This is a genomic window from Uliginosibacterium silvisoli (assembly GCF_036017035.1).
Lineage (GTDB): Bacteria > Pseudomonadota > Gammaproteobacteria > Burkholderiales > Rhodocyclaceae > Viridibacterium > Viridibacterium silvisoli.
On record NZ_JAYXHS010000002.1, the window covers coordinates 342,844 to 364,194 of the forward strand.

A 21,351-nucleotide genomic window follows, 5' to 3' on the forward strand; every position below is an offset into this window, starting at 1 on the left:
CACTCGCCCAAGGAGCATTGAAATGATGAAAGGTGGACTGGGAGGCCTCATGAAGCAGGCCCAGCAGATGCAGGAAAACATGAAGAAGGCGCAGGACGCGCTGGCCACGATAGACGTCGAAGGTCAGGCGGGTTCGGGTGCCGTCAAGGTTGTCATCAGCTGCAAGTACGAAGCCAAGCGCGTGACCATCGATCCGTCCGTGATGGACGACAAGGAGATGCTGGAGGACCTGATCGTCGCTGCGCTCAACGATGCGTCACGCAAGGTTGAAGCCACGACCGCCGAGAAGATGTCCGGCTTTACCGCTGGTCTCAACCTGCCGCCAGGCATGAAGCTGCCCTTCTGATTGGATCTGTGAGGAGGCATGAGTGAGGTGTAGACGTCCAGAACGTACTCCGCTCTTCACGCCTCCCGCCTCACTGCATTGAACCCCCTCGACCAACTCATCGAAGCGCTGCGCACCCTGCCGGGTGTCGGCCCCAAGTCAGCCCAGCGTATGGCTTACCACCTGTTGCAGCGTGACAGGGTCGGGGCTGCGCGTCTGGGGCAGTCCGTCAGCCAGGCACTCGAGCGGCTGAAGCATTGCTCGCGCTGCAATACCTTTACCGAAGTAGAGGTATGTGAGCGCTGCAGTAGTCCGCAGCGCGATGCGAGCCTGCTTTGCGTCGTCGAGATGCCGGCCGATCTGGCCATCATGGAACAGACGCACAGTTACCAAGGCATGTATTACGTGCTGATGGGGCGCATCTCGCCACTCGATGGCGTCGGGCCGCGCGAGCTCAATCTCGAGAAGCTCATGGCGCGCGCATCGGACGGCGTGGTGCGCGAGGTGATTCTTGCGACCAATTTCACCAACGAAGGCGAGGCGACTGCGCACTACGTCGGCGAAGTCCTGCGTGCACGCGGTGTGAAAGTCAGTCGCATCGCGCGCGGCGTGCCGGTCGGCGGGGAGCTGGAGCACACGGATATCGGCACGCTTGCGCAAGCGATGGTGGAGCGGCGCTCCATGTAATGCCAGACGCTTCTTGTTGTTGTGCTAGCAAAGGAAAAAAGGCCGGGAACGAACCCCGGCCTTTTTCTTTGATGCGATGCACTTGCTGAAGAGTCTACTGACCCGTTGAAGCAATGCCCTCGATCTTCACGTCGCTGATGGCGAGGTATTTTCCCGTTGCAACCGAGGTATACCAAGGGAATACGCGGACATACAGCGTTGCACCTGCCGGGACGGTAATGGCGAGCGAGCCGTAGGTCGTCTGTACCATCGTGCCGTTGACGAAGCTCAGCGGCGTATCGCCATTGAGACGAACCGGGCTGCTGAAGTCGGCGTTCGTGGAGTACTCGATGTCTGCACGCGTATTCGAACCGCCACTGGTGGCCATCCATGCCGAGATGGCGCTGACGGTGAAGCTGCCAGTCGAAGGCGCACTGACTGCGAACTGCAGATACTTGCCTGCGTCATGCGCCAGATTGGTCGTCGAATTGTAGCGATTGACGAGGACCGTCGCGCCATTCACCGCCAGGGAGGCTGTGCTGCCCACTGGCAGCCCGACTACGCCAGCATCTGTGGTGCCGACCAGGCCGCCACTCGTGCCGCTGAGCACGTTGCCATTCATCTTCCACAAGGCATAAGTTGCCAGGCCAGATGGAACTGCAATGCCGTTGCCGGAGAGCGCCACGGTGCCCAGTGCCGCGCCCGCCACGGTGAAGTTGATCGTGCCGTTGTAGGTCTGGACTGCGGTCGGCGCAAACTTGACATACACCTTGCTGGTCAGCGCTCCATTGCTGTAACCGATCTCCAGCGTCTGACCCCAGGTGGATTGATCCGTCGAGAGCAGGTAGCCCGGAGGTGCAGCAAGATTCACCGTGCCACTGGCTGGGGCAAGATCAAACGTGGAAACGGTAATCGACTTTACGGGACCATCACCAATGTAAGCATCGCCCCAGTCCAGTGAAGCGGGGCTGGCCAGCAGGGATGTGACGCTTACAAAGTAGCCGTTGAGGATGTTCAGCCCCTTCATGCCGTCAACCGCCATCTTGGCAACCAGGGTGGCGTACAGGCCGTTCAGGTGGGTGCTGTCGGGGTAGTAAAGGTTCGGCGACGCCGATGCAGCAGGTCCGTAACTTTCAACCAGCGCCTTGGTGAGCGTGGTGACGTCCACGAGCGGCACGTTGTATTGCGTGGCGATCGCTTTCATCGCTTCCGGATAATTGCCACGCGCATACGTCTCGCCGGCGATGACGCTGGTGAGGTTGTGCACGCCGTTGCCGGTGATCACGCCGTTGGCGAAATAAGCGCGAACGATCGGTGTCATCAGGATCGGGATGCCGCCCTTGGCACGAATCTCGGTGACGTAACGCTTCAGGAATTGATAGTAGGAGTGCTCGGACTTGTCGAGCGCCGGCTCGAGCGAGTCTGCGCCACCCGAGCAGCCTTCGCCATTCGTGGTGCCATCGCTGCAATACGCGTAAGTGCCGTAAGCAGGGTAGTCGGTGCCATCCTTCTCGTCGTTGTGACCGAACTGGATGATGACGTAGTCACCGTTCTTGATGTCCGCCTTTGCTGCATTCCATTTGCCAGCTTCGTAGTAGAAGCTGCGTGAGCTACGCCCGCCTGCAGCCCAGTTCTTTATCGTGACGTTTGCATTCACGAACATGGGCAACTTCTCACCCCAGCCGTATTGCGGACGACGATCTTCCGTGTAGGTCGTCATCGTCGAGTCGCCGATCATGTGGATCGTGATGGGGGTGGAGCCCGCGGGGGCACTCGAGGAGCTCGACGATGAAGAGCTTGAAGAAGATGAGGATGTATTGCCCGTGCCCGTAACAGCAGTTGTGAGCTTCCCGCCTCCTGCATTGAGCAGGGCATATAGTTTGACGAGTGAAGCAGCCCGTGGCGTGTAGATGTAGGGCACAGTCCAGGTCACGCCGTTCGAGAGCAGGCAGCCTGCGAGAGTGCCGCCATTGAGTAGCGAGCCAGCGTCCTTGAAAGCACCTGCCGCGGTTGAGGAGTTCGGATTGGTGATGACATCGTCACATACCGCAGCTCCTGCGATCTCGAACACATTGTTGTTCGACAGGATCTTCGCGGCGACGCCGGCGCCGACACTGTAGGAGTGTGGATAGACCGGGTGGGTCTTGCTGCCCGTGTAGTAATTGTTGAACAGATGTACCTGACCGTACCGCACCCGCGGCGTACGCATCGACACATTGCTGAACACATTGTTGCTGAAGGTCACCGTAAGGTGGCCTTCGTCACCCGTCGCGGTATCACTTGCACCAATGAGATTGTTCTTGTTGTGCAGATTGAACAGGTTGTACGACACCGTCACATAGTCTGACGCGTTCTTGATGTCGAGCGCGCCATCGTGACACTCCTTGACCTTGCCGCTATCGATGGCGAGCGTGTCATTGGTTACGGGCGTGTCAGTGAACGTATTGTGGTCAATCCAGACATGATGCGAGGCGCTGACCTGTATGGCCTGAAAGGAGGAGTTCCAGGTGCTCGTCGTGCTATCCCATGTGGGTGTGACGTCACATGGTGCGACGATCTTCAGGTTGCGGATGATGACTTGCGAGGTGTTGCTGATATTGATGTAGCCATTGACGATGCCCGCGCTGGCAGCGTCACCGATAAGGGTCGTATTGGCAGGCAGCGTGATGGCTGCGCGCACGGCCTGATCCGCGTGGATGGAAAAGGCCTGGCCTTCACTCATGTCGATCACGCCGACGATCTTGATGATCTTGGCTGCGCTACCACCGTTGGCTAGCGCATTAAGGAGTTGGGCCCGATTGGATGCGGTATAGATGTTGGCCGTGGTGGCTGCTGAGCCACCAAGCGTGCCGCCGTTCTGGCTGGCCCAGCCATCTGCAGGGGCGGGCTGCTGCGCCGGATCTACGGCAAAAGCAGGTAGGGAAACGAGCAGAGCGGCCCCCAGCAGCGCGCGCCGCAATGGCGCCGTGATACGTGTATTCAGCACGGTAACTCCCTCGGTGATTCTTGTTGGGCAGATGGTCTGCCATAGGCCCATTTTTTCAATCTACTTGGGCTCTCAAGCTGCTGCGAGATTAGGTGTTGCGAAGGTGATTTGCCTGATCCAGATTGCTTATTTTCCGGGCCAGCGCGTTGGCTGACTCGATGCGCTGACAGGCACCAGAAAGAGCAGGGGCCTTGAGGCCCCTGCTCGTCAGTCACGCAGTGCGTAGGTTACGGAGCAGGATTCCATCCGGCACCACTGTTGAACGCCGAGAAGATCTGCGCCCGTGTCGAGAAGTTGGCTACTACGTCACTGGCATTCAGCGCATAACCCCCCACTCGTGTCGCAAGATTGAGCGGCGTGCCGGCCAGATCCGTCGTGCCGTACTCGCGCCAACCGCTGGCTGCTGTTGCAGTCACGGGGTTAGGTGCTGGCTGGCCGTTGACGCCGGTATATGCCCAGCCCACAGGTGCGACGTGCGTGTCCATCTTGCAGTTGATGAAGCTCACGTTGTCCCACGAGGATGTGCCGCCAGGACTGCGCGCCAGATAAGTGACGCCGCTTGGCAATGCGACACCTCCGGGGCCCACGCCTTGCGTCAGGGAGCTGTTCAGGAACACGAAACCCTTGTCCGTGGCTGCAACCGTACGGGCTTGCACGAGGTAGCCGCCCGAGCTTGCATTCGAGGTGTCACCCACCGAGCGGATCTCGCTGTTTTCGAACAGCGCGACGCGGTTGCTGCCCCAGATGAAGTCGACGTTACCGGCGATCAAGGTGTTGTAGAACCACGAATAGCCCTTTACCTGGATGGTGTCCTGCTCGCTGAAGAAGTTTGCATTCTTCGCGATCAAACGGCCTGCGTCGTTGTTGAAGTACAGTGTCTCGGCCTGTGCGCTGATACTCGAAGAACGCAGCGTCGTGTTCTTCAGTGTCAGCGTGTCGAGCGTGAGCAGATCAGATGTCTCGATCAGCAGCACTGCACGACCACCGGCCGCCGAGCCCGAACCTGCAGCCTGGCTGGCACCCGAACCGCCGTTCAGCGTTTCGTAGTTCTTGTACTGGATCACCGTACCGTCACGGCTTTCTCCCTTGATGGTGACGTTGTCCTTGGCGCGAATGAACAGCAGCTCCTCATACGTTCCGTTCATCACGTTGATGGTGACTGGCGTCGCTTTGGCGACGTTCTTCATCAGGTGATTCAGAGCGCCCTGAACGGTACGGAAGTCGGCAATGCCGTCGTCATTCACGGCGAGTGTCGTAAGGCTTGTCGAGACGGCGGGTTTGGTCGTGAAGGACCAGTTGCCAGCCAGACCGATGCCCAGGAACGCATTGCCATTGAGAGACGTGCCGGTGAATACGCCGTTTGCGATGGCAACGTAGTATTCCGTGCCATATGCCAGCTTGTTGTTATGCGGCGTAATCGTCACCGTGTTGCCGGCGATCTTGATCGGGTTGAAGTTCACCTTGCGGATCTGGTCCTGGCCCGTGTAGCCGATCGAATCGGTTTCACTGCTTGGCTTGATCACGTCAACCAGAGCGTTGTCGCTCTTGCGGAAGATGCGGATCGAACCGGCTGCGCCCAGCGTCGGTGGCGTATCGAAGACAAGTTTCAGCGAACCGTCGATGTATGCAGCGGGTTCTCCGGCCGCAGGCGACACAACACCACTGAGGTTGTACGTCTCAGTCGATTGTACAAACTGCGGCGCGATGGTTGCCGTAATGGTGCGGGTGACCGTAGAGTCCGAGCCACTGGTGAAGGTGATGGTGGACGTACCTTCACCCACCGGTGTCAGCGTGACGACGTTGCCGGCTTTAGATGCCGCGACGGCTGCCGGGTTGCTGGACACGACCGAGAAGGTGTCTGCCGTCACACCATCGTTTTTCAAGGCCGTGACAGTCGTCGTCAGTGGCGTATCGCCGGCTTCGGCAGCCCATGTGGTCGAGGTCGTGCTCAGCGTGAGCTGGACTGGCTTGATTGCTGGATCGCCCACCTTGACGTCGTCGATCATGAACGATTTGTTGGCAGTGTACAGACCGATCAAGCCACGGGAGGCGAATGCCGAGTCGACAATCGCGGCGCCAATCTTCTCTCCATCCAGATATACCGAAAGGTTGGTGCCAATCACCTCAAAGCGCACGGTGTAGAACTGCGCATCCATGGCGATAGGCTTCTTGGTTTGTTTGGGGCGGGTCAACGTGCCTGCAAGCATCTTTGCGATTTCGACGTTCGTGCTGGATGTTGAGCTTTGAACATTGAGGCCTGCGCCATACCAGTTGTTGGCATCCACATAGCGTGTGACGAGGAACAGGTACTTGTTGCTCGTAGTGCTATTCGTCATCGGACGAATGCGTGCTTCGACGTAATAGTCTGGAGACGTTACTCCGGTGAATGCACTTGTCTTGACGAGGGCCAGAATGCCGCCAGTCGACTGTGCTGTGTACTGCAAGACATTGCCTGCGCCTGATGGGTCAGCAACAACCGAGAAGGTGCCGTTGGGGCCGTTGACCGGGAGCAGGTCCCATTTATCGGCGGAGCCTGTTTCGAAGTCATCGCAGAAATACAGGTTGGCGTTGGTACAGCCAGATGAGGCTGAGCTGGTCGAACTCGTTGACGATGAACTGCTGGACGAATTTGTAGAGGATGTATTGCCCGTTCCGCTGATTGCAGTCGTCAACTTGCCACCGCCTGCATTAAGCAGACTGTATAGCTTGACCAGCGAGCTTGCGCGCGGTGTGTAGGCATAGGGAATTGTCCAGGTTACAGCACTGGAGAGGGAGCAGCCGCTGAGCGCGGTTCCATTCAGTAGTGAGCCAGTGTCTTTGAACTTGCCTGCAACTGCCGACGAATTTGGATTGACAATGATTTTGTCGCAGGCGGCTTTTCCGGTGAATGTGATCTCGAAGACATTGTTGTCCGAGATAAGCTGCGATGCGTAGCCCGCGCCAATGCTGTAGTCATTCGGATAGACCGGATGGGTCTGGCTACCCACGTAGTAGTTGTTGAAAAGATGAACTTGCCCATAGCGTACGCGGGGAGCTCGTTGCGTGACGTTGCTGAAAACGTTGTTGCTGAAGGTTACGCGAAGGTGACCGGTATCACCTGAGGCCGAATCAGAATTGCCTATGAGGTTGTTTTTGTTATGGAGAGAGAAGTTATTGAAAGAAATCGTGACGTAGTCTGATGCATCCGTAATGTCGAGCGCGCCATCGTGGCACTGCTTCAGGCGATTTACGGAGGTGTCGACCGGCAGGGTGTCATCTGTCACCGGCGCATCGGTGAAGCTGTTATGGTCGATCCAGATGTGATCAGAGCCCTTGATGGAAATACCATCGAATTGGGAGTTGTAGCTGCCACCCGCGCCGTCGGTGGCGTCATAGACTGGACTGACATCGCATGGGTTCACCAGCTTCAGATTGCGGATAATGATCTGGCTGACATTGATCAGTGTGACGAACGCATTTGTAAAGCCGGAATTGGTGCCGTCACCGATGAGTGTGGTGTTGCTTTTGAGATTGACAGCGCCACGCGTGGCTTGATCGGCGTGGCTCGCAAAGGGTACACCTTCGCTCATGTCGATAATGCCGACGACCTTGATGATCTTTGGTTGCGCGCCACCATTGGTAATTGCGTTCAGCAGCTGGGTGCGATTGCTGACCGTATAGATATTGGCGCTGGTGGCCGCAGAACCTCCCGTCGTACCGCCGGCTTGGCTAGCCCAGCCGTCGTTGGGTGCGGCCTGCTGCGCAGCGTCTACGGCACCTGCCGTTTGCCCACACAGTGCGCTCAGCAGGGTCGCGCAGAGCGCGGCTCTCAAAGCAAGATATCTCATCTTTGACTCTCCTCGATTGTCGTGTCGCACCGCCGTCAAGCAGCGGCGCTTTCTAGAGTGTTCGAATCAGCTGCGGCGCTTGCGGCTGATCAGGCCGACGATGCCCAGACCTGCGAGCAACATGGCGGGTGCGACAGGCTCAGGTACGGCAGAAGTGAAGACCAGTTGCGAGGTGAAGCTGTAACCCGACGCGCTACCGACGGCGGAGCTCAGATTGGCACTGATCTGGTGATCGTTGATGACGGAAAGTACCGGCGCACCGCTAGTGACGGCCGACATATCTGTGATATTGAAGGCGGAGATCAAGGAGGTCAGGCTGCTGCCGAAGTCGAACACGAAGCTGGCAGGGGCGCTTGACGCGTTATCGAGAGTGAAAGTTACCAAACCCGCAGAATTGAAATTGATCTGAATCAGACTGTCGGCGGTGATGAACTCGGCGCCTTCAAATGCCGCAAGTCCAGTCAGGTTTTGCACTCCCTCGGATGTCTGCAAAAAGTCGGCACCGTAGATGCTACTGCCGTCACCGTTGTAAGTACCAAGAATCTGGGCGCCAGCTAAAGGAGCAGCAGCAAATGACTGCCCCATCGTCAATAAACCGGCTGCCACGCCCACCAAGATTTTATTTTTCGTTTTCATCATCAACCCCAGCGCAAGTTAAAACAGAACAGGAAAACCGGTTTGCAACCGGTAACATTGCTGGCTGCCCCATAAGCAAGTTGTATTCCTTTATAGAATCGACTTGTATATCAACTGCTTGGAGTTGGAGGGGGATGGGGTGTGTAAGAAACGCCGACAGATAGAACTGTCGACGAGAGCGTGGATACGGGTGAAATAGCTACAGCAGCCCAAGCCGTGTTTCGATGACTACAGAATCGCCAGATCGATCTCGCCCACGTTATTGAATACGTAGTCCGGCTTGTAAGGAAAGTGCGCCATGATTTCAGGGGTTGTAACGCCTGACAGTACGAGCGCCGTCTTCATGCCGGCCTCCATGCCGCCGACGATGTCGGTGTCCATGCGATCGCCGATCATCACCGCGCTATCCGGGTGAATGCCGAGCTTGCGGGTGGCGAGAGTCATCATCAGCGCATTGGGCTTGCCAACGATGTAGGGTTTCTTGCCGGTTGCGGCGGCGATGGCTGCGAGGATGGTGCCGGCAGCCGGTTCGTTGCCGCCCTCGACCGGGTCGATCATGTCCGGGTTGGTGCCGATGAACTTGGCGCCACCATCAATGAGGTGCACGGCCTTCTTGAGCTGATCGAAGTTGAAGGAGGTGCTCTTGGCGACAACAACGTAGTCGGGATTCGTTTCAGATAGCGAGAAACCAAGCTTATAGAGCTCGCTGATGATGCCGCCGCCGCCGATCACGTAGGCGGTGGCGCGATCCTTCTGCGCCTTGAGGAACATGGCTGTTGCCATGGCTGCGGTAATGAAATTGTCTTCGGTCAGGCCATGGATGCCGAGACCTTCAAGCTTCAGCTTGAGGTCGAGTGATGTTTGTTCAGCGTTATTGGTCAGGAAGAGGAAAGGGGTTTGTGCCGCGAGCAGGCGCTGCACGAATTCGAGCGCTCCGGGGATGAGTTTCTTGCCGCGATAGATGACCCCATCCATGTCGCAAATGACGCCTTTGATCATGATTGCCTGATTTTTCGTTGTGTAGGGAAAGCGCCAAGTGTAGCGCGGGAGTGTCCTGGAGGGCTTGTGTGACGCCCTGCGCAAATTATCTGCTCCCCGGAGAGTTAATGCTGGCGCGGGTTTGCGTGGTTTGATGCAGGGCAAGGCTTTAATTCGCCTGGTGCTTTTCGCTATACTCGCGCAGTTTTCAAGATTCCTTACCACTCGGGGTTTTCAATGAGCGATGACAAAAACGCTGAGGCCGGTGCTCAAACCGCTGGCTGCAGCGATTGCAGCCGCCGCAACCTGATCGCGGCGACAGCCGTGGTCGGAGGCGCAGCCGGCCTCGGCGCAGCCGTGCCGTTCGCACTCAGCTTCACGCCATCAGAGCGTGCCAAGGCTGCGGGCGCGCCGGTCGAGGCAGATATTTCTGCCCTTAAGCCGGGCGAGAAGATGGTGGTTGAATGGCGCGGCAAGCCCGTGTGGATCATCCGCCGTACGCCGGAAATGCTGGCATCGCTGAAGGCCACGGATCCCTTGCTCGCTGATCCTGAGTCGAAGCGCTCGGAGCAGCCGGAGTACGTCAAGGGCGACGCGCGTTCGATCAAGCCCGAGTATCTGGTCTGTATCGGGATCTGTACCCACCTCGGCTGCTCGCCGAGCGACAAACTGGCGCCGGGCGCCGAAGGTGGAATGGGTGCAGACTGGCACGGTGGTTTCCTGTGCCCTTGTCACGGGTCCCAGTTCGACTTGGCCGGGCGCGTGCTCAAGAGCATGCCGGCGCCGGACAACTTGCCGATTCCGCCACACAAATACCTGTCGGATTCCAAGATCCTGATCGGCGAAGACAGCAAGGGAGCCTAAGGGATGAACAAGCTGGCGCAACAACTCATGGGTTGGGTGGACGACCGTTTCCCGGCGACCAAGATGTACAAGGAGCATCTCTCCGAGTACTACGCTCCGAAAAATTTCAACTTCTGGTATTTCTTCGGCTCGCTTGCACTGCTGGTGCTGGTGATTCAGATCGTCACGGGCATTTTCCTCGTGATGCACTACAAGCCTGACGCTTCCTTGAACGCTTCCGGCATTCCGGTCGCTTTCGCCAGCGTTGAATACATCATGCGCGATGTGCCGGGCGGCTGGATCATCCGCTACATGCACTCGACGGGCGCTTCGGCGTTCTTCATCGTGGTGTACCTGCACATGTTCCGTGGCCTTCTCTACGGCTCGTATCGCAAACCACGCGAGCTGATCTGGCTGTTCGGCGTCGGTATCTTCCTGTGCCTGATGGCCGAAGCTTTCTTCGGCTATCTGTTGCCTTGGGGGCAGATGTCGGGTTGGGGCGCGCAGGTGATCGTGAATCTGTTCGAAGCGATTCCTGTTATCGGCAAGGATCTGTCGATTTGGATCCGTGGCGACTTCGTTGTGTCGGACGCAACGCTTAACCGCTTCTTCAGCTTCCACGTCATTGCCATTCCCCTGGTACTGATCGGCTTGGTCGCGGCTCACATCATCGCCTTGCACGAGGTCGGCTCGAACAATCCGGATGGCGTCGAGATCAAGAAGCATAAAGATGCGAACGGCATCCCGCTGGATGGCATTCCTTTCCACCCGTACTACACGGTGAAGGACATCTTCGGCGTGGTGGTCTTCCTGATGGTGTTCTCGGCGATCATCTTCTTCATGCCTGAGGGCGGAGGCTATTTCCTCGAGTACAACAACTTTGTGCCGTATGACCAGTTGCAGACGCCTCCGCATATTGCTCCCGTCTGGTACTTCACACCCTACTACTCGATCCTGCGCGCAACGACGTCGGACTTCCTGCCGTGGCTGATGGCGCTGGTTGCGGCAACCGGTGGTTTGACGCTGCTGACCGCACGTAACTCCCTGGTGCGTATCATTGCGGCAGTACTGTCGATCGCTGTGTTGTTGGGCTTGCTGACGCTTGAGGCCAAGGTCTGGGGCGTCGTGATGATGGGCGGTTCGGTGATGTTGTTTGCGCTGCTGCCCTGGCTGGATCAAAGCCCGGTCAAGTCGATTCGTTACAAGGGTTCGTTGTTCAAGAGCATTCTGGCGGTGTGGGTCGTATGCTTCTTGATCCTCGGCTATCTTGGCGTGTTGCCTCCCTCGCCGACCGGCAAGATCGTGTCGCAAGTCTGCTCGATCCTGTATCTCGCGTTCTTCGCGTTCATGCCTTGGTACTCGCGCATGGACAAGACTCTGCCCGTGCCGGAAAGGGTGACCTCCGAATGAGCTCCATGAAAATGATGTTCCCGAAGACTTTCCGTTTCGTTGCGGCGGCATTGTTGAGTGCTGCGTGTGCGGGCTTGTCGCTGCCGGCTGCTGCGAGTGGTGACGTATTGCGCCTGGACAAGGCTCCCCTGCAGTTCGACAACGCTTCGCTGCAGAACGGTGCCAAGCTGTTCGTCAACTACTGCCTGAACTGCCACAGTGCAAGCTACGTGCGGTACAACCGTTTGCAACAGATCGGGCTGACCGATCCGCAGATCCGTGACAACCTGCTGTTCACCGCGGACAAGGTGGGTGATCTGATGAAGATCGCCTTGCGTCGCGAGGATGCCAAGCAGTGGTTCGGCGCCGCACCTCCTGATTTGTCGCTGATCGCGCGTGCGCGCAGCGGCGAATTCGGAACGGGTGCAGACTGGATCTACACCTATCTGCGTCAGTTCTACCGCGACGACTCGCGTCCGACCGGCTGGAACAACACAGTCTTCCCCAACGTGGGCATGCCCAATGTTCTGTGGACTTTGCAGGGCCAGCAAGCTGCGCATTTCGTAGAGAAGACAGATGCGCATGGCGTAGCTGCCAAACATCTCGAAAAGCTGGAAATTGTTCAGCCAGGTACGTTGTCAAAGGAAGAGTTCGACGAAGAGGTTGCCGATCTCGTGTCCTTCATCGCCTGGATGGGTGAGCCAGCCCAGGAGATGCGTCAGCAGATCGGCTTGTATGTGCTTGCCGTGCTGGCAGTACTGGCTGTGCTGAGCTATATGCTCAAACGAGCATTCTGGAAAGATGTGCACTGAAATGCACTTCGAAAACCGTAACCCCACCCGCAACTAATCAGGTCGCAGCCGAAATGATGCTGTTATCCAGTCGCGAGCATGATGTAACGCCTTCGCGTCGCATCGTGCGCGACACTGAGTATTCCTGGAGTAATTCCGCAATGATGAATCTTTATTCCGGAACAACGGACCCATTCTCTCACCGTTGCCGGATCGTGCTCTTCGAGAAGGGCATGGACTTTCAGGTGGTCGATGTCGACTTGTTCAACAAGCCGGAAGACCTCGCTGTCACCAATCCCTATGGTCGGGTGCCCGTCCTCGTCGATCGCGACCTCGTGCTGTACGAGGCCAACATCATCAACGAGTACATCGATGAGCGCTTCCCGCATCCGCAACTGATGCCGCCAGATCCGCTGATGCGCGCTCGCGCCCGTCAGCTGCTGCATACCCTGGAGCTTGAACTGTTCTCGCACATCGAGGCGCTCGAGAAGAACCAGAAGGGTGTCGACAAGCCACGTGCGCATGTGCGTGACCAGCTGACCCAACTGGCACCGATCTTCGCCAAGCAGAAGTTCATGCTGGGTGACGAGTTCTCGATGCTGGATGTGGCCATTGCGCCCTTGCTGTGGCGTCTTGAGCACTACGCGATCGAGCTGCCGAAAACGGCTGCTCCATTGGCGAAGTATGCGGAGCGGATTTTCTCGCGTCAGGGCTTCATCGATGCGCTGACTCCCTCCGAGCGCGCCATGCGTCGATAAACACGCATTGGCCTACTGCGCGGGCCGGGCTTGAAACTCCGGTGCTCGCTGTACTCTCGTACAGCTCTGCTCCTCGTTTCAATCGCGGACCACTAGCTACGGCCACTGCGTATTTATCTCGGTCAGGGCTATTGTGAAGCGTAGGCCGATTGTTTTTCTGAACGTGTAGTAATCCAATGAGCGATATCCCATCCACCAAGCCGTACTTGATCCGCGCCATCTTCGACTGGTGCGTGGACAACGGCTACACACCACACATCATGGTGTCGGTGGATGCGCACACTCGCGTGCCGATGGCCTTCGTCCGCGACGGGCGAATCGTGCTCAATATTGCGCCTTACGCCACGCATCAGTTGTCTATCTCCAACGACGAGATCACCTGTCAGGCGCGTTTCGGCGGCGTGGCGCAATCCCTGTTGGTGCCAATGGCCAATGTGATGGCCGTGTACGCGCGTGAAAACGGGCAGGGCATGGCATTCGAAGTCGGTGCTGGCGCCAAGGATGTGGGCGTCGAACTGCATGCTGACCCGGACGTCCAGGCTGCCGATGACGATAGCATGGGCGAGCCCGATGTGGTCGCGGGTTCGGACGACAAACCCGAACCGCCTGCGCCGAAAGCCGGCGTGCCGGGGCGCCCGCACTTGCGCATCATCAAGTAGCTCCGCACGGCTGATCGCCGCGCGCGCGTGATTCCGTCATCCTGTCGCTTTTCTTGAAATCCCTTTTTGTAGTCAAGCGAATCTGACTGGAGCGGGGCCATGCATTCCCATTCACACTTCCACGTAGACGGACATGCCAACGCGGAGCCGCATGCGCCTTCCGCAGGTAGGTCGCACCACGTCGACGATTGGGAAATGCCGCATCAGTTCGATGAGGGCAATCCTGCGGCCGAGCGTGGCACGCGCTGGGTGCTAGTCATCACCTTGGTGATGATGCTGGCTGAGATCGTGGCTGGCTACCTCACCAATTCCATGGCGCTGTTGGCCGATGGTTGGCATATGAGTTCGCATGCCGTAGCCATCGGCATGGCGGCCTTTGCCTACGCCATGGCACGTCGCCATGCGAACGATGCACGCTATGCCTGGGGTACCTGGAAGATAGAGGTGCTCGGCGGATTTGCCAGCGCTTTTGCGCTTGTAGGCGTTGCCGGCATGATGGCCTGGAGCTCTGTCGAGCGTCTCGTTGCGCCATTGCCGATCCACTACGGGGAGGCCATGTGGGTCGCGGCCATCGGTCTGGCGGTCAACCTGGTGTGTGCGAAGATCCTGCACGGCGCGCACGATCATGGACACGGGGACGATCACCATCATCATCACGAACATGGTGATCATGTGCATCACGCTCACGGGCATGAGGCTTCCCATCGGGACGTCAACCTGCAATCAGCCTATGTCCACGTGCTGACGGATGCGATGACTTCGGTGCTGGCGATTGCCGCGCTGGCGGGCGGCAGCCTGCTCGGTTGGCAATGGCTGGATCCGGTCATTGGCTTGTTTGGCTCTATCGTGGTGGCCGTATGGGCGATCGGCCTGCTGCGCGAAACCAGCGCTGTCTTGCTGGATCGCGAGATGCAGGGCCCGATCGTCGAACAGCTTCGGGCTGCCTTGCTGGCGCCTGCCAATGGCGGCGACATCGAGATTGCGGACTTGCATGTGTGGCGCGTCGGACGTGCGCGCTACGCCTGTATCGTGGGCTTGGTGACGCATCGGGCAGACCTGCAGCCGCAACAGGTGCGCGGTTGGCTGAAGGAGCTGCCGGCCCTGTATCACGTCAGCGTCGAAATCAATCACTGCGGTGTCTGCACGCCGCAAGAGCAGGGCTAGGCGCCAGGCGTTGCCTCGTCCCGTGTTGTTTCATCCGGGACAGAGGCCTGGGCTGTGTCCTCATCAATTTCTGTGCTGGTTTCGAGGCCGCTTGCCGGCTCGATCTCTTCATCCAGTGGCGTGACCGTGACGCCCACATCCACTTCGTGCTCACCGCCGCCGAGAATCACTCCGCGCAAAGGCGAGACATCGCCGAAGTCGCGCCCCCATGCCAGCATGATGTGCTTGTCGCCGGGCACCATGTTGTTGGTCGGGTCCAGCGCCAGCCAGCCGTATCCCGGCACGTACAGCGCCACCCAGGCATGTGATGCATCGGCACCGATCAGGCGCGGCTGGCCCGGCGGTGGTTGCGTGAGCAGATAGCCCGAGACGTAGCGTGCGGGCAAGCCCAGCGCGCGCAGGCAACCAATCATCAGATGGGCAAAGTCCTGACACACACCGCGACGGATAGCCAGCACAGTCTCTACCGACGTCGTGACATGCGTGGCTGTCGGGTCGAACTCGAATTCCTCGTGGATGCGCGTCATCAAGTCCAGCGCCGCCGCGACGATCTCGGCCTCGGGCGTAAAGCTGGCCCTGGCGTAGTCGCGTAGCGCAGGGGCGTACGGCACGAGCGGGGAGGGGAACAGGAACTCGGCCGCTGCGCTGTCCGCATCCTGTCCCCAGCGCGTCTCGGCGAAATACTGGCGCACGTCCTCCCAGGGCTCACTACTGTCCGGTATCTCCGGCTTGCGCCGGACATCGACCTCGCTGGTGGCGGTAATGATCAGTTTTTGATGTGGGCTGACAAGTTCAAAGCGTGCCAGATCGTTGCCGAAGTAATCGAGGTCCGTGTCGATGCGCTCAGGCGCCGGCACGACCACCAGCTTGCTCGACAGACAGGTTTGCTCGGCGTCATCGCGCGGTCGCAAGTGGGCGACCTGGAAGCTCAAGCCTACCGGTCTGCTGTATGCGTAACGCGTAACGTGTTCGATCTTGTAAAGCATCTTGGCCGCTGGTTCGTTCAGCTTATGGTGGTGCGCACATCGAGGTGGCTGAAGTAGCGATTCTGCAATGCGTTTGCCAATTCGTTGCCTGCCTCCCATGCCGCGAGCAACAGGCCGCGCAAAGCGGTTCCTTCCTGGCTTGAGCCAACCCAGTCTTCCGGTTTGCGTGACAGCAGATTCTCGGCCAGCAGGCGTAATGGTGTGCTGATATCGGCGGGCAACTGGCCCGGCAGCTGGCCGACGTGATCGGCCAGCGATTCGAGCTGGTACAGGAAGGCTCGCGGATTATCGCGGTCGGTCAGCAACAGCTCAGACACCGGGCCACGCTCCGGCGCGCGCTGGTAGCGGCGGCGATAGGTCAGTACCGCATCGGACAGGTCGATGAGGCTGGCCAGCGCGGGCGGGCCTTCGATCGGTACCAGTAGCGAGTCGAGTGCGATGGACAGGAATTGCATGCGCTCGACACGGCGACCAATCGACTGGAAGCGCCAACCTGCGTCGCGTGTCATGTGTTCCATGCTGTAGCCGGACAGCGTAATCAGGCACATCAGGGACTGGTCGAGAAACTCCAGTGCATCGGAGAGCGTATGCGTGCCGCGCATCCACGATGTGGTCAGGCGGTCGAGCCGGTTGTAGATGCGCCAGCTGTCCGGCGCAAGGCGGTCACGCAGTGTGCGCGCAAGGCGGATCACGTTCTGTAGATTGCTGATGGGGCCGCTCGGGAAGTTTGCATCCTTGAGCGAGATCAGCAGGATTGCTTGCGGGCTGAGGGGTTTGTCCTGCGTGGTTCTTTTTGCGATGACGCCGCTGCGCAAGCCCGCCGCGTGCAAGGCTGGCCACTCCGCATCGTCTGCCGCGAGTTGCTGACGCAGGCCGCAGCGCAGGAGACGCAGGGCGCAGTCTGCACGCTCCACGTAGCGAGCGAGCCAGAACATGCTCTCACCCGTGCGGCTGGCCAGCGAGCCGTGGTCGTGCTCGGTGACGATGGTCGGATAGTCCTCCGCCTTGGGCTGTGTGGGCAGCGGTAATTCTTCCTGCGATCCGGCCAGCACCCAGGTGTCCTTGCTGCCACCGCCGCGCTGGATGGTAATGACGCGCGTATCCTTGATGCCCGCTACCCGGCTCAGGCCGCCGGGCATCACGATGTAGCCATTCGGGGTGGCTGCAGCGTAGACGCGCACCCCTGTGAGGCGCGGTTCGAGCGAGGCATTGCGCGAAGCCCAGATCGGCACGCGCGACATGCTGACCATCTCTTGGCCGACAAAATTGCGCGGCTGTTCGTGGATGCGCTTGATCAACGCCTCGCGTTCCTCTGCGTCCAGGTCCCCGCCAAAGACCGGCCCTTCTGCGGCAAAGCCGTAGGCGTTCTTGATGACGAGCGAGTCGAGGCGTTCAGCGACTTCTTCGAGCGCGGGTTCCTCGCCGCACCACCACGTGGCAACCGAGGGCATCTGTAGCTCTTCGCCAAGCAAGTGTTCGCACACGGAGGGCAGGAAGCCGAGCAAGGCGCCGGATTCGATCAAGCCGCTGCCCAAGGCATTGGCAATCAGCACACCGCCCTTGCGCGCCACGTCGACCAGCCCCGGCACGCCGAGCGCCGATTCCGGGCGTAGCTCCATCGGGTCGCACCAGCTGTCGTCGGTACGCCGCATGATGGCGTGCACACGACGCAGGCCGGCCAGCGTCTTGAGAAAGACGGCGCCGTTACGTACGGTGAGGTCCTGTCCCTCGACCAGCGGGATGCCCATGTGCCGCGCGAGGTAGGCGTGCTCGAAGTAGGTTTCGTTGAGCGCGCCAGGAGTCAGAAGCACGATCAGTGGCGCTTCGTCGTCCCGTGGCGCCCATTGAGCCAGTGAGTCGCGGAAGGTCTGGAAAAAAGTATTGAGCGGCTGTACGCGCAGGGTACGCAACAGCTCGGGAAATTGGCTGCCGATCAACGCGCGATTTTCCAGTGCATAGCCTGCACCGGAAGGGGCTTGCGTACGGTCGGAAACGATCCACCATTGACCGTCAGGTGCGCGTGCGATGTCTGCCGCGTAGAGGTGAAGATGAATGCCGCCAGGCGTTTCGATGCCGCGACAGGCGCGCAGAAAGCCGGGGTGGCCCTGGATGATGCTGGCTGGCAGCTGGTTTTCAGCAATCAGCTTCTGCGGCCCGTAGAGGTCACGCAGGATCGCGTTGAGCAGCGTGGCGCGCTGGCGTATCGCTGCGGCGATGCCTTCCCATTCCTCGGCGGGCAACACTTGCGGCAGCAAGTCCAGATCCCAGGGGCGATCGGCGCCGCGCGGATCGGCATAGACGTTGTAGGTCACCCCGTTGGAGGCGATCTGCTGCTGCATTGCTTCGCGCGCTTCCTGCAGCGCACGTGGGCCCATCCAGTCCAGGTGCTTGATGATCTCGCTCCAGTGCGCCCGCGGCTTGCCATTGGCGGCCAGCAGCTCGTCGTAGCGATCAGCAGGAGTGGTGTAGCGATCCAGCAAAGGCATTGTCGGCAGCGACTCGGCGGCGAGCGGGGTGTGCGTGGAGGACGGGTGGTCTGGAGCAAGCAAGACTATGGCCAAGAGTAGCGGAAAGCCGAAAATACATACAGCAAGGTGCCCGCTGGAATACGCACTATTGCGCATTGGCAGCGAGGCTTTCCGTCTGGCTGGTGTTTCTGGAGGATACCCGCGCCGGGTGCTGTAAATCTGGCGAAATTCTCAAATAAATGTGCCAGGCCGCTTCTGTCGGACCGACTGCCGGTTCACCTTTCCGCTGCGCTCGAAGTGTTATTTTTACCGGATAACGAAACGGCTGAATTCAGGTCGTCAGGAACGGGACCCCGGGGATAGCAGGATGGCATCGGCAATGAAGCAAACAACGAAAGAACATGCAGGCGGCACCTCCAAACCAGGCGATGCGCGCGGCTGGCTGGCCGTGATGGTGGTCTTCGCCGCGTTGGCGGTATTTGTCAGTCTCGCAGCGTAAGCAAACCGCGCCGGCCCGTTCTGGACGGGCATTCGAGTGGTGGGTGAGGAAGAGAAGAGAGGGCTCCGGTTATAATCCGGGGCCTGTTTTTTTCTCCATCCTTTCGAGAGCCTCCATGAGCCAGTTCGATAACGTTTCCGTCGTCAAGAAAGCCAATGTCTATTTCGACGGCAAGTGCGTCAGCCACACCATCGTGTTCGCCGATGGCACCAAGAAGTCCGTGGGCGTGATCCTGCCTGCCAAGCTGACCTTCAATACCGGCGCGCCGGAAGTCATGGAAACCGTGTCCGGCAGCTGCAAGGTGCGCCTCAAGGGCGAGACCGAGTGGAAGAGCTATGGCGAAGGCCAGTCTTTCGATGTGCCCGCGAACTCCAGCTTCGACATTGAAGTGACTGATAGCTACCACTACGTCTGCCATTTCGGCTAAAAATACCTCGTTGCGCTACTGCGCCAATGCCCCGCCTTGGCGTGCTCGACGTACAGGTGTACGTCTGTGCGCGCCGCCTTGCCAGCCATTGGCTCGCGATGCGCGCCGCCGCATTTTTCCCGGCTTGTAAAAGGAATCTCCATGCCTTCATTTGACGTAACAAGCGAGGTCGATTGGGTCGAGCTGGGTAATGCCGTCGACCAGACCAATAAGGAAGTCACAAATCGTTTCGATTTCAAAGGCTCGGATGCGCGCCTGGAAATTACCGGCAAGGACAAGGAGCGTTCGCTCGTTTTGTACGCCGATAGCGAGTTCCAGCTCGGTCAGGCCTGGGATGTTGCGCGCCTGAAGTTCGGCAAGCGGAACGTTGATATCCGCTGCATGGAACGCAAGGACATCGAGACGATAGGCGGCGGTAAAGCCAAGCAAACGATTGTCGTTAAGGCTGGTATTGATGCCGAACTGGCGAAGAAAATCGTCAGGCTCATCAAGGACAGCAAGCTGAAGGTCCAGGCCAGCATCCAGGGCGACGAGGTGCGCGTGACCGGCGCCAAGCGTGACCTGTTGCAGGAAACCATCGCCTTGTTGAAAAAGTCGATCGACGACTTCCCGCTGCAGTTCGGCAACTTCCGCGAATAACGCATTGGCTGGGTCCGGCTGGTGCGTCTGCAACAAGGAGCACCAGCATGGATGAAGTCAGCAGCATCACCCGGGGTTTAACGACCGAGAAACTGGCCGACGTACAGGGGCAGGCGCAGGTTTCGGTGCTCAAGAAGGCCATCGATATCGAGGCACAGCAGGCGCAGCAGTTGATCGAAGCGCTGCCGCGTCCGGTTTCGCCCGGCCAGCCCGGCGGCATCATCAATACCAAAGCCTGATCAGGCTGCACGATGCAAAAGGAAAAGGGGCCCTCGGCCCCTTTTTTTTGGACACCCAGCGGCGCTCAGAGCGCGTCGAAATAACTGACGATGCGTTGCGGCAACCAGTCCAGGTTGCCCGGGAAGCGGCCGCTGACAAAGCCGACGTGACCGCCTTCTTCTGGCTGCTCGAGCGTCACGACCGGCGAGACATCACGCTTTTTCGGCAGCGCTTTGCGCGGCAGGAACGGATCGTTCTTGGCGTTCAATACCAGGGTTGGGACGGCGATCTGCGTCAGCAGGGGCTTGGAAGAAGCACGCGACCAGTAGTCGTGCACATTCTTGAAGCCATGAACCGGCGCAGTGTAGGCATCATCGAAATCGAAGAGAGTCTTGGCGCGCGTGGCGCGATCGGCGTCGAACAGCCCTGGAAACTGACCGGCCTTCTGCTTTGCATTGCGCCGCATGCTGCTCAGGAAGTGACGTGTGTAGACCTTGTTGAAGCCTTGCGCGAGTTGCAGGCCGGCCGCTGTCAGATCCATCGGAGCCGAGATCGCTGCGGCTTTGGTAATGATCTTGAAGGCAGCTTCACGACGACTGCCCAGCCAGCACAGCAGCGCATTGCCGCCCAGTGACACACCTACGGCGTAAATCGGCACGTTCGCGAACTTTGCGGAGAAGCGCTTCAGGATCCAGTCGATCTCGTCGGCATCGCCCGAGTGATAAGCGCGCCCAAGGCGGTTTGGCGCACCCGAACAGCCGCGGAAGTGCACGACCGAGCCATTCCAGCCGCGCTCTTCCACGGTGCGCATCAAGGCCCGTGCGTAATGGCTATTGCTCGAACCTTCCAGTCCATGGAACAGCACCACAAGCGGTTGTTTGGCTTGCTTGGGAAGAGAGTCGACATCGATGAAATCGCCATCCGGCGTGTCCCAGCGACGACGTTTGAGGGCCGGCTTCTTGCCTTTGATGCTGAGCGGCCAGATGGTTTGCAGGTGGGCGTTGGGTAGCCAGCCGGGGGCTTCGTAGCGCATGACGGAATCCAGAGCGAAATGTGACCAAAAACGGCAGTCTGGAATAATAATCGTCACG

The 21,351-nt window shown here is 59.1% G+C and carries 18 protein-coding genes; 11 read left to right on the forward strand and 7 right to left on the reverse strand.

The genetic code is table 11. The annotated features are described in order from the left end of the window. Positions 1-22 precede the first annotated feature (22 nt). The gene (locus VVD49_RS11165) at positions 23-346 is read left to right on the forward strand and encodes a YbaB/EbfC family nucleoid-associated protein (RefSeq protein WP_327599257.1); all 324 of its coding nucleotides are present in this window, start codon (positions 23-25) and stop codon (positions 344-346) included. 78 nt (positions 347-424) lie between these two features. Further along, complete coding sequence (gene recR / locus VVD49_RS11170) at positions 425-1,012, forward strand: recombination mediator RecR (protein ID WP_327599258.1); 588 nt, start codon at positions 425-427, stop codon at positions 1,010-1,012. A 94-nt stretch (positions 1,013-1,106) separates the two neighbouring features. Here recR and VVD49_RS11175 read toward each other — a convergent pair whose 3' ends face one another. The 4 genes from VVD49_RS11175 to VVD49_RS11190 all read right to left on the reverse strand — a co-directional run bounded on the left by VVD49_RS11175 (position 1,107) and on the right by VVD49_RS11190 (position 9,439). Continuing rightward, entirely contained in the window at positions 1,107-3,977 is a 2,871-nt protein-coding gene (locus VVD49_RS11175; RefSeq protein ID WP_327599259.1) for a pectate lyase family protein, read from the reverse strand. A gap of 227 nt (positions 3,978-4,204) precedes the next feature. Continuing rightward, positions 4,205-7,804, reverse strand: a complete 3,600-nt coding sequence (locus VVD49_RS11180) for a pectinesterase family protein (protein WP_327599260.1) — start codon at positions 7,802-7,804, stop codon at positions 4,205-4,207. 66 nt (positions 7,805-7,870) lie between these two features. Beyond that, positions 7,871-8,443, reverse strand: coding sequence for a PEP-CTERM sorting domain-containing protein (locus tag VVD49_RS11185; protein ID WP_327599261.1), 573 nt, complete (start codon positions 8,441-8,443; stop codon positions 7,871-7,873). A gap of 225 nt (positions 8,444-8,668) precedes the next feature. Next, positions 8,669-9,439 carry an HAD-IIA family hydrolase gene (locus tag VVD49_RS11190; RefSeq protein ID WP_327599262.1) on the reverse strand — a complete coding sequence of 257 codons (771 nt, stop codon included), beginning with the start codon at positions 9,437-9,439 and terminating at the stop codon, positions 8,669-8,671. A 216-nt stretch (positions 9,440-9,655) separates the two neighbouring features. Here VVD49_RS11190 and petA point away from each other — a divergent pair, with 216 nt between their 5' ends. The 6 genes from petA to dmeF all read left to right on the forward strand — a co-directional run bounded on the left by petA (position 9,656) and on the right by dmeF (position 15,022). Next, complete coding sequence (gene petA, locus VVD49_RS11195) at positions 9,656-10,282, forward strand: ubiquinol-cytochrome c reductase iron-sulfur subunit (RefSeq protein WP_327599263.1); 627 nt, start codon at positions 9,656-9,658, stop codon at positions 10,280-10,282. Positions 10,283-10,285: 3 nt separating this feature from the next. Next, on the forward strand, positions 10,286-11,671 hold the full coding sequence (locus VVD49_RS11200) for a cytochrome b (RefSeq protein WP_327599264.1): 1,386 nt from the start codon (positions 10,286-10,288) through the stop codon (positions 11,669-11,671). Positions 11,672-11,676: 5 nt separating this feature from the next. Further along, entirely contained in the window at positions 11,677-12,462 is a 786-nt protein-coding gene (locus tag VVD49_RS11205) for a cytochrome c1 (protein WP_327599265.1), read from the forward strand. A 140-nt stretch (positions 12,463-12,602) separates the two neighbouring features. Then, positions 12,603-13,199 carry a glutathione S-transferase N-terminal domain-containing protein gene (locus VVD49_RS11210; protein WP_327599266.1) on the forward strand — a complete coding sequence of 199 codons (597 nt, stop codon included), beginning with the start codon at positions 12,603-12,605 and terminating at the stop codon, positions 13,197-13,199. A 176-nt stretch (positions 13,200-13,375) separates the two neighbouring features. Continuing rightward, a complete protein-coding gene (locus VVD49_RS11215) occupies positions 13,376-13,858 on the forward strand; it encodes a ClpXP protease specificity-enhancing factor (RefSeq protein ID WP_327599267.1) in 483 nt (160 codons plus the stop codon). Positions 13,859-13,957: 99 nt separating this feature from the next. Then, entirely contained in the window at positions 13,958-15,022 is a 1,065-nt protein-coding gene (dmeF, locus tag VVD49_RS11220; RefSeq protein ID WP_327599268.1) for a CDF family Co(II)/Ni(II) efflux transporter DmeF, read from the forward strand. On the opposite strand, the gene VVD49_RS11225 is transcribed toward dmeF, so the two are convergent. Both VVD49_RS11225 and VVD49_RS11230 read right to left on the reverse strand, forming a co-directional pair. Beyond that, positions 15,019-16,008, reverse strand: coding sequence for a transglutaminase family protein (locus VVD49_RS11225; RefSeq protein WP_327599269.1), 990 nt, complete (start codon positions 16,006-16,008; stop codon positions 15,019-15,021). The two genes, dmeF and VVD49_RS11225, sit on opposite strands and share 4 nt — an antisense overlap. Positions 16,009-16,025: 17 nt before the next feature. Continuing rightward, positions 16,026-18,557, reverse strand: a complete 2,532-nt coding sequence (locus VVD49_RS11230; RefSeq protein ID WP_327599270.1) for a circularly permuted type 2 ATP-grasp protein — start codon at positions 18,555-18,557, stop codon at positions 16,026-16,028. Between the two features lie 533 nt (positions 18,558-19,090). Between VVD49_RS11230 and ppnP the strand changes: the two genes are divergently transcribed. The 3 genes from ppnP (at position 19,091) to VVD49_RS11245 (ending at position 20,280) form a co-directional block, all read left to right on the forward strand. Beyond that, a complete protein-coding gene (gene ppnP / locus VVD49_RS11235) occupies positions 19,091-19,402 on the forward strand; it encodes a pyrimidine/purine nucleoside phosphorylase (RefSeq protein WP_327599271.1) in 312 nt (103 codons plus the stop codon). Positions 19,403-19,543: 141 nt separating this feature from the next. Beyond that, positions 19,544-20,041, forward strand: coding sequence for a YajQ family cyclic di-GMP-binding protein (locus tag VVD49_RS11240; RefSeq protein WP_327599966.1), 498 nt, complete (start codon positions 19,544-19,546; stop codon positions 20,039-20,041). A gap of 47 nt (positions 20,042-20,088) precedes the next feature. After that, positions 20,089-20,280, forward strand: a complete 192-nt coding sequence (locus tag VVD49_RS11245) for a YjfB family protein (RefSeq protein WP_327599272.1) — start codon at positions 20,089-20,091, stop codon at positions 20,278-20,280. A 65-nt stretch (positions 20,281-20,345) separates the two neighbouring features. On the opposite strand, the gene VVD49_RS11250 is transcribed toward VVD49_RS11245, so the two are convergent. Beyond that, positions 20,346-21,293: a hydrolase gene (locus tag VVD49_RS11250; RefSeq protein WP_327599273.1), complete on the reverse strand. Its 948-nt coding sequence runs from the start codon at positions 21,291-21,293 to the stop codon at positions 20,346-20,348. Positions 21,294-21,351: the final 58 nt, after the last annotated feature.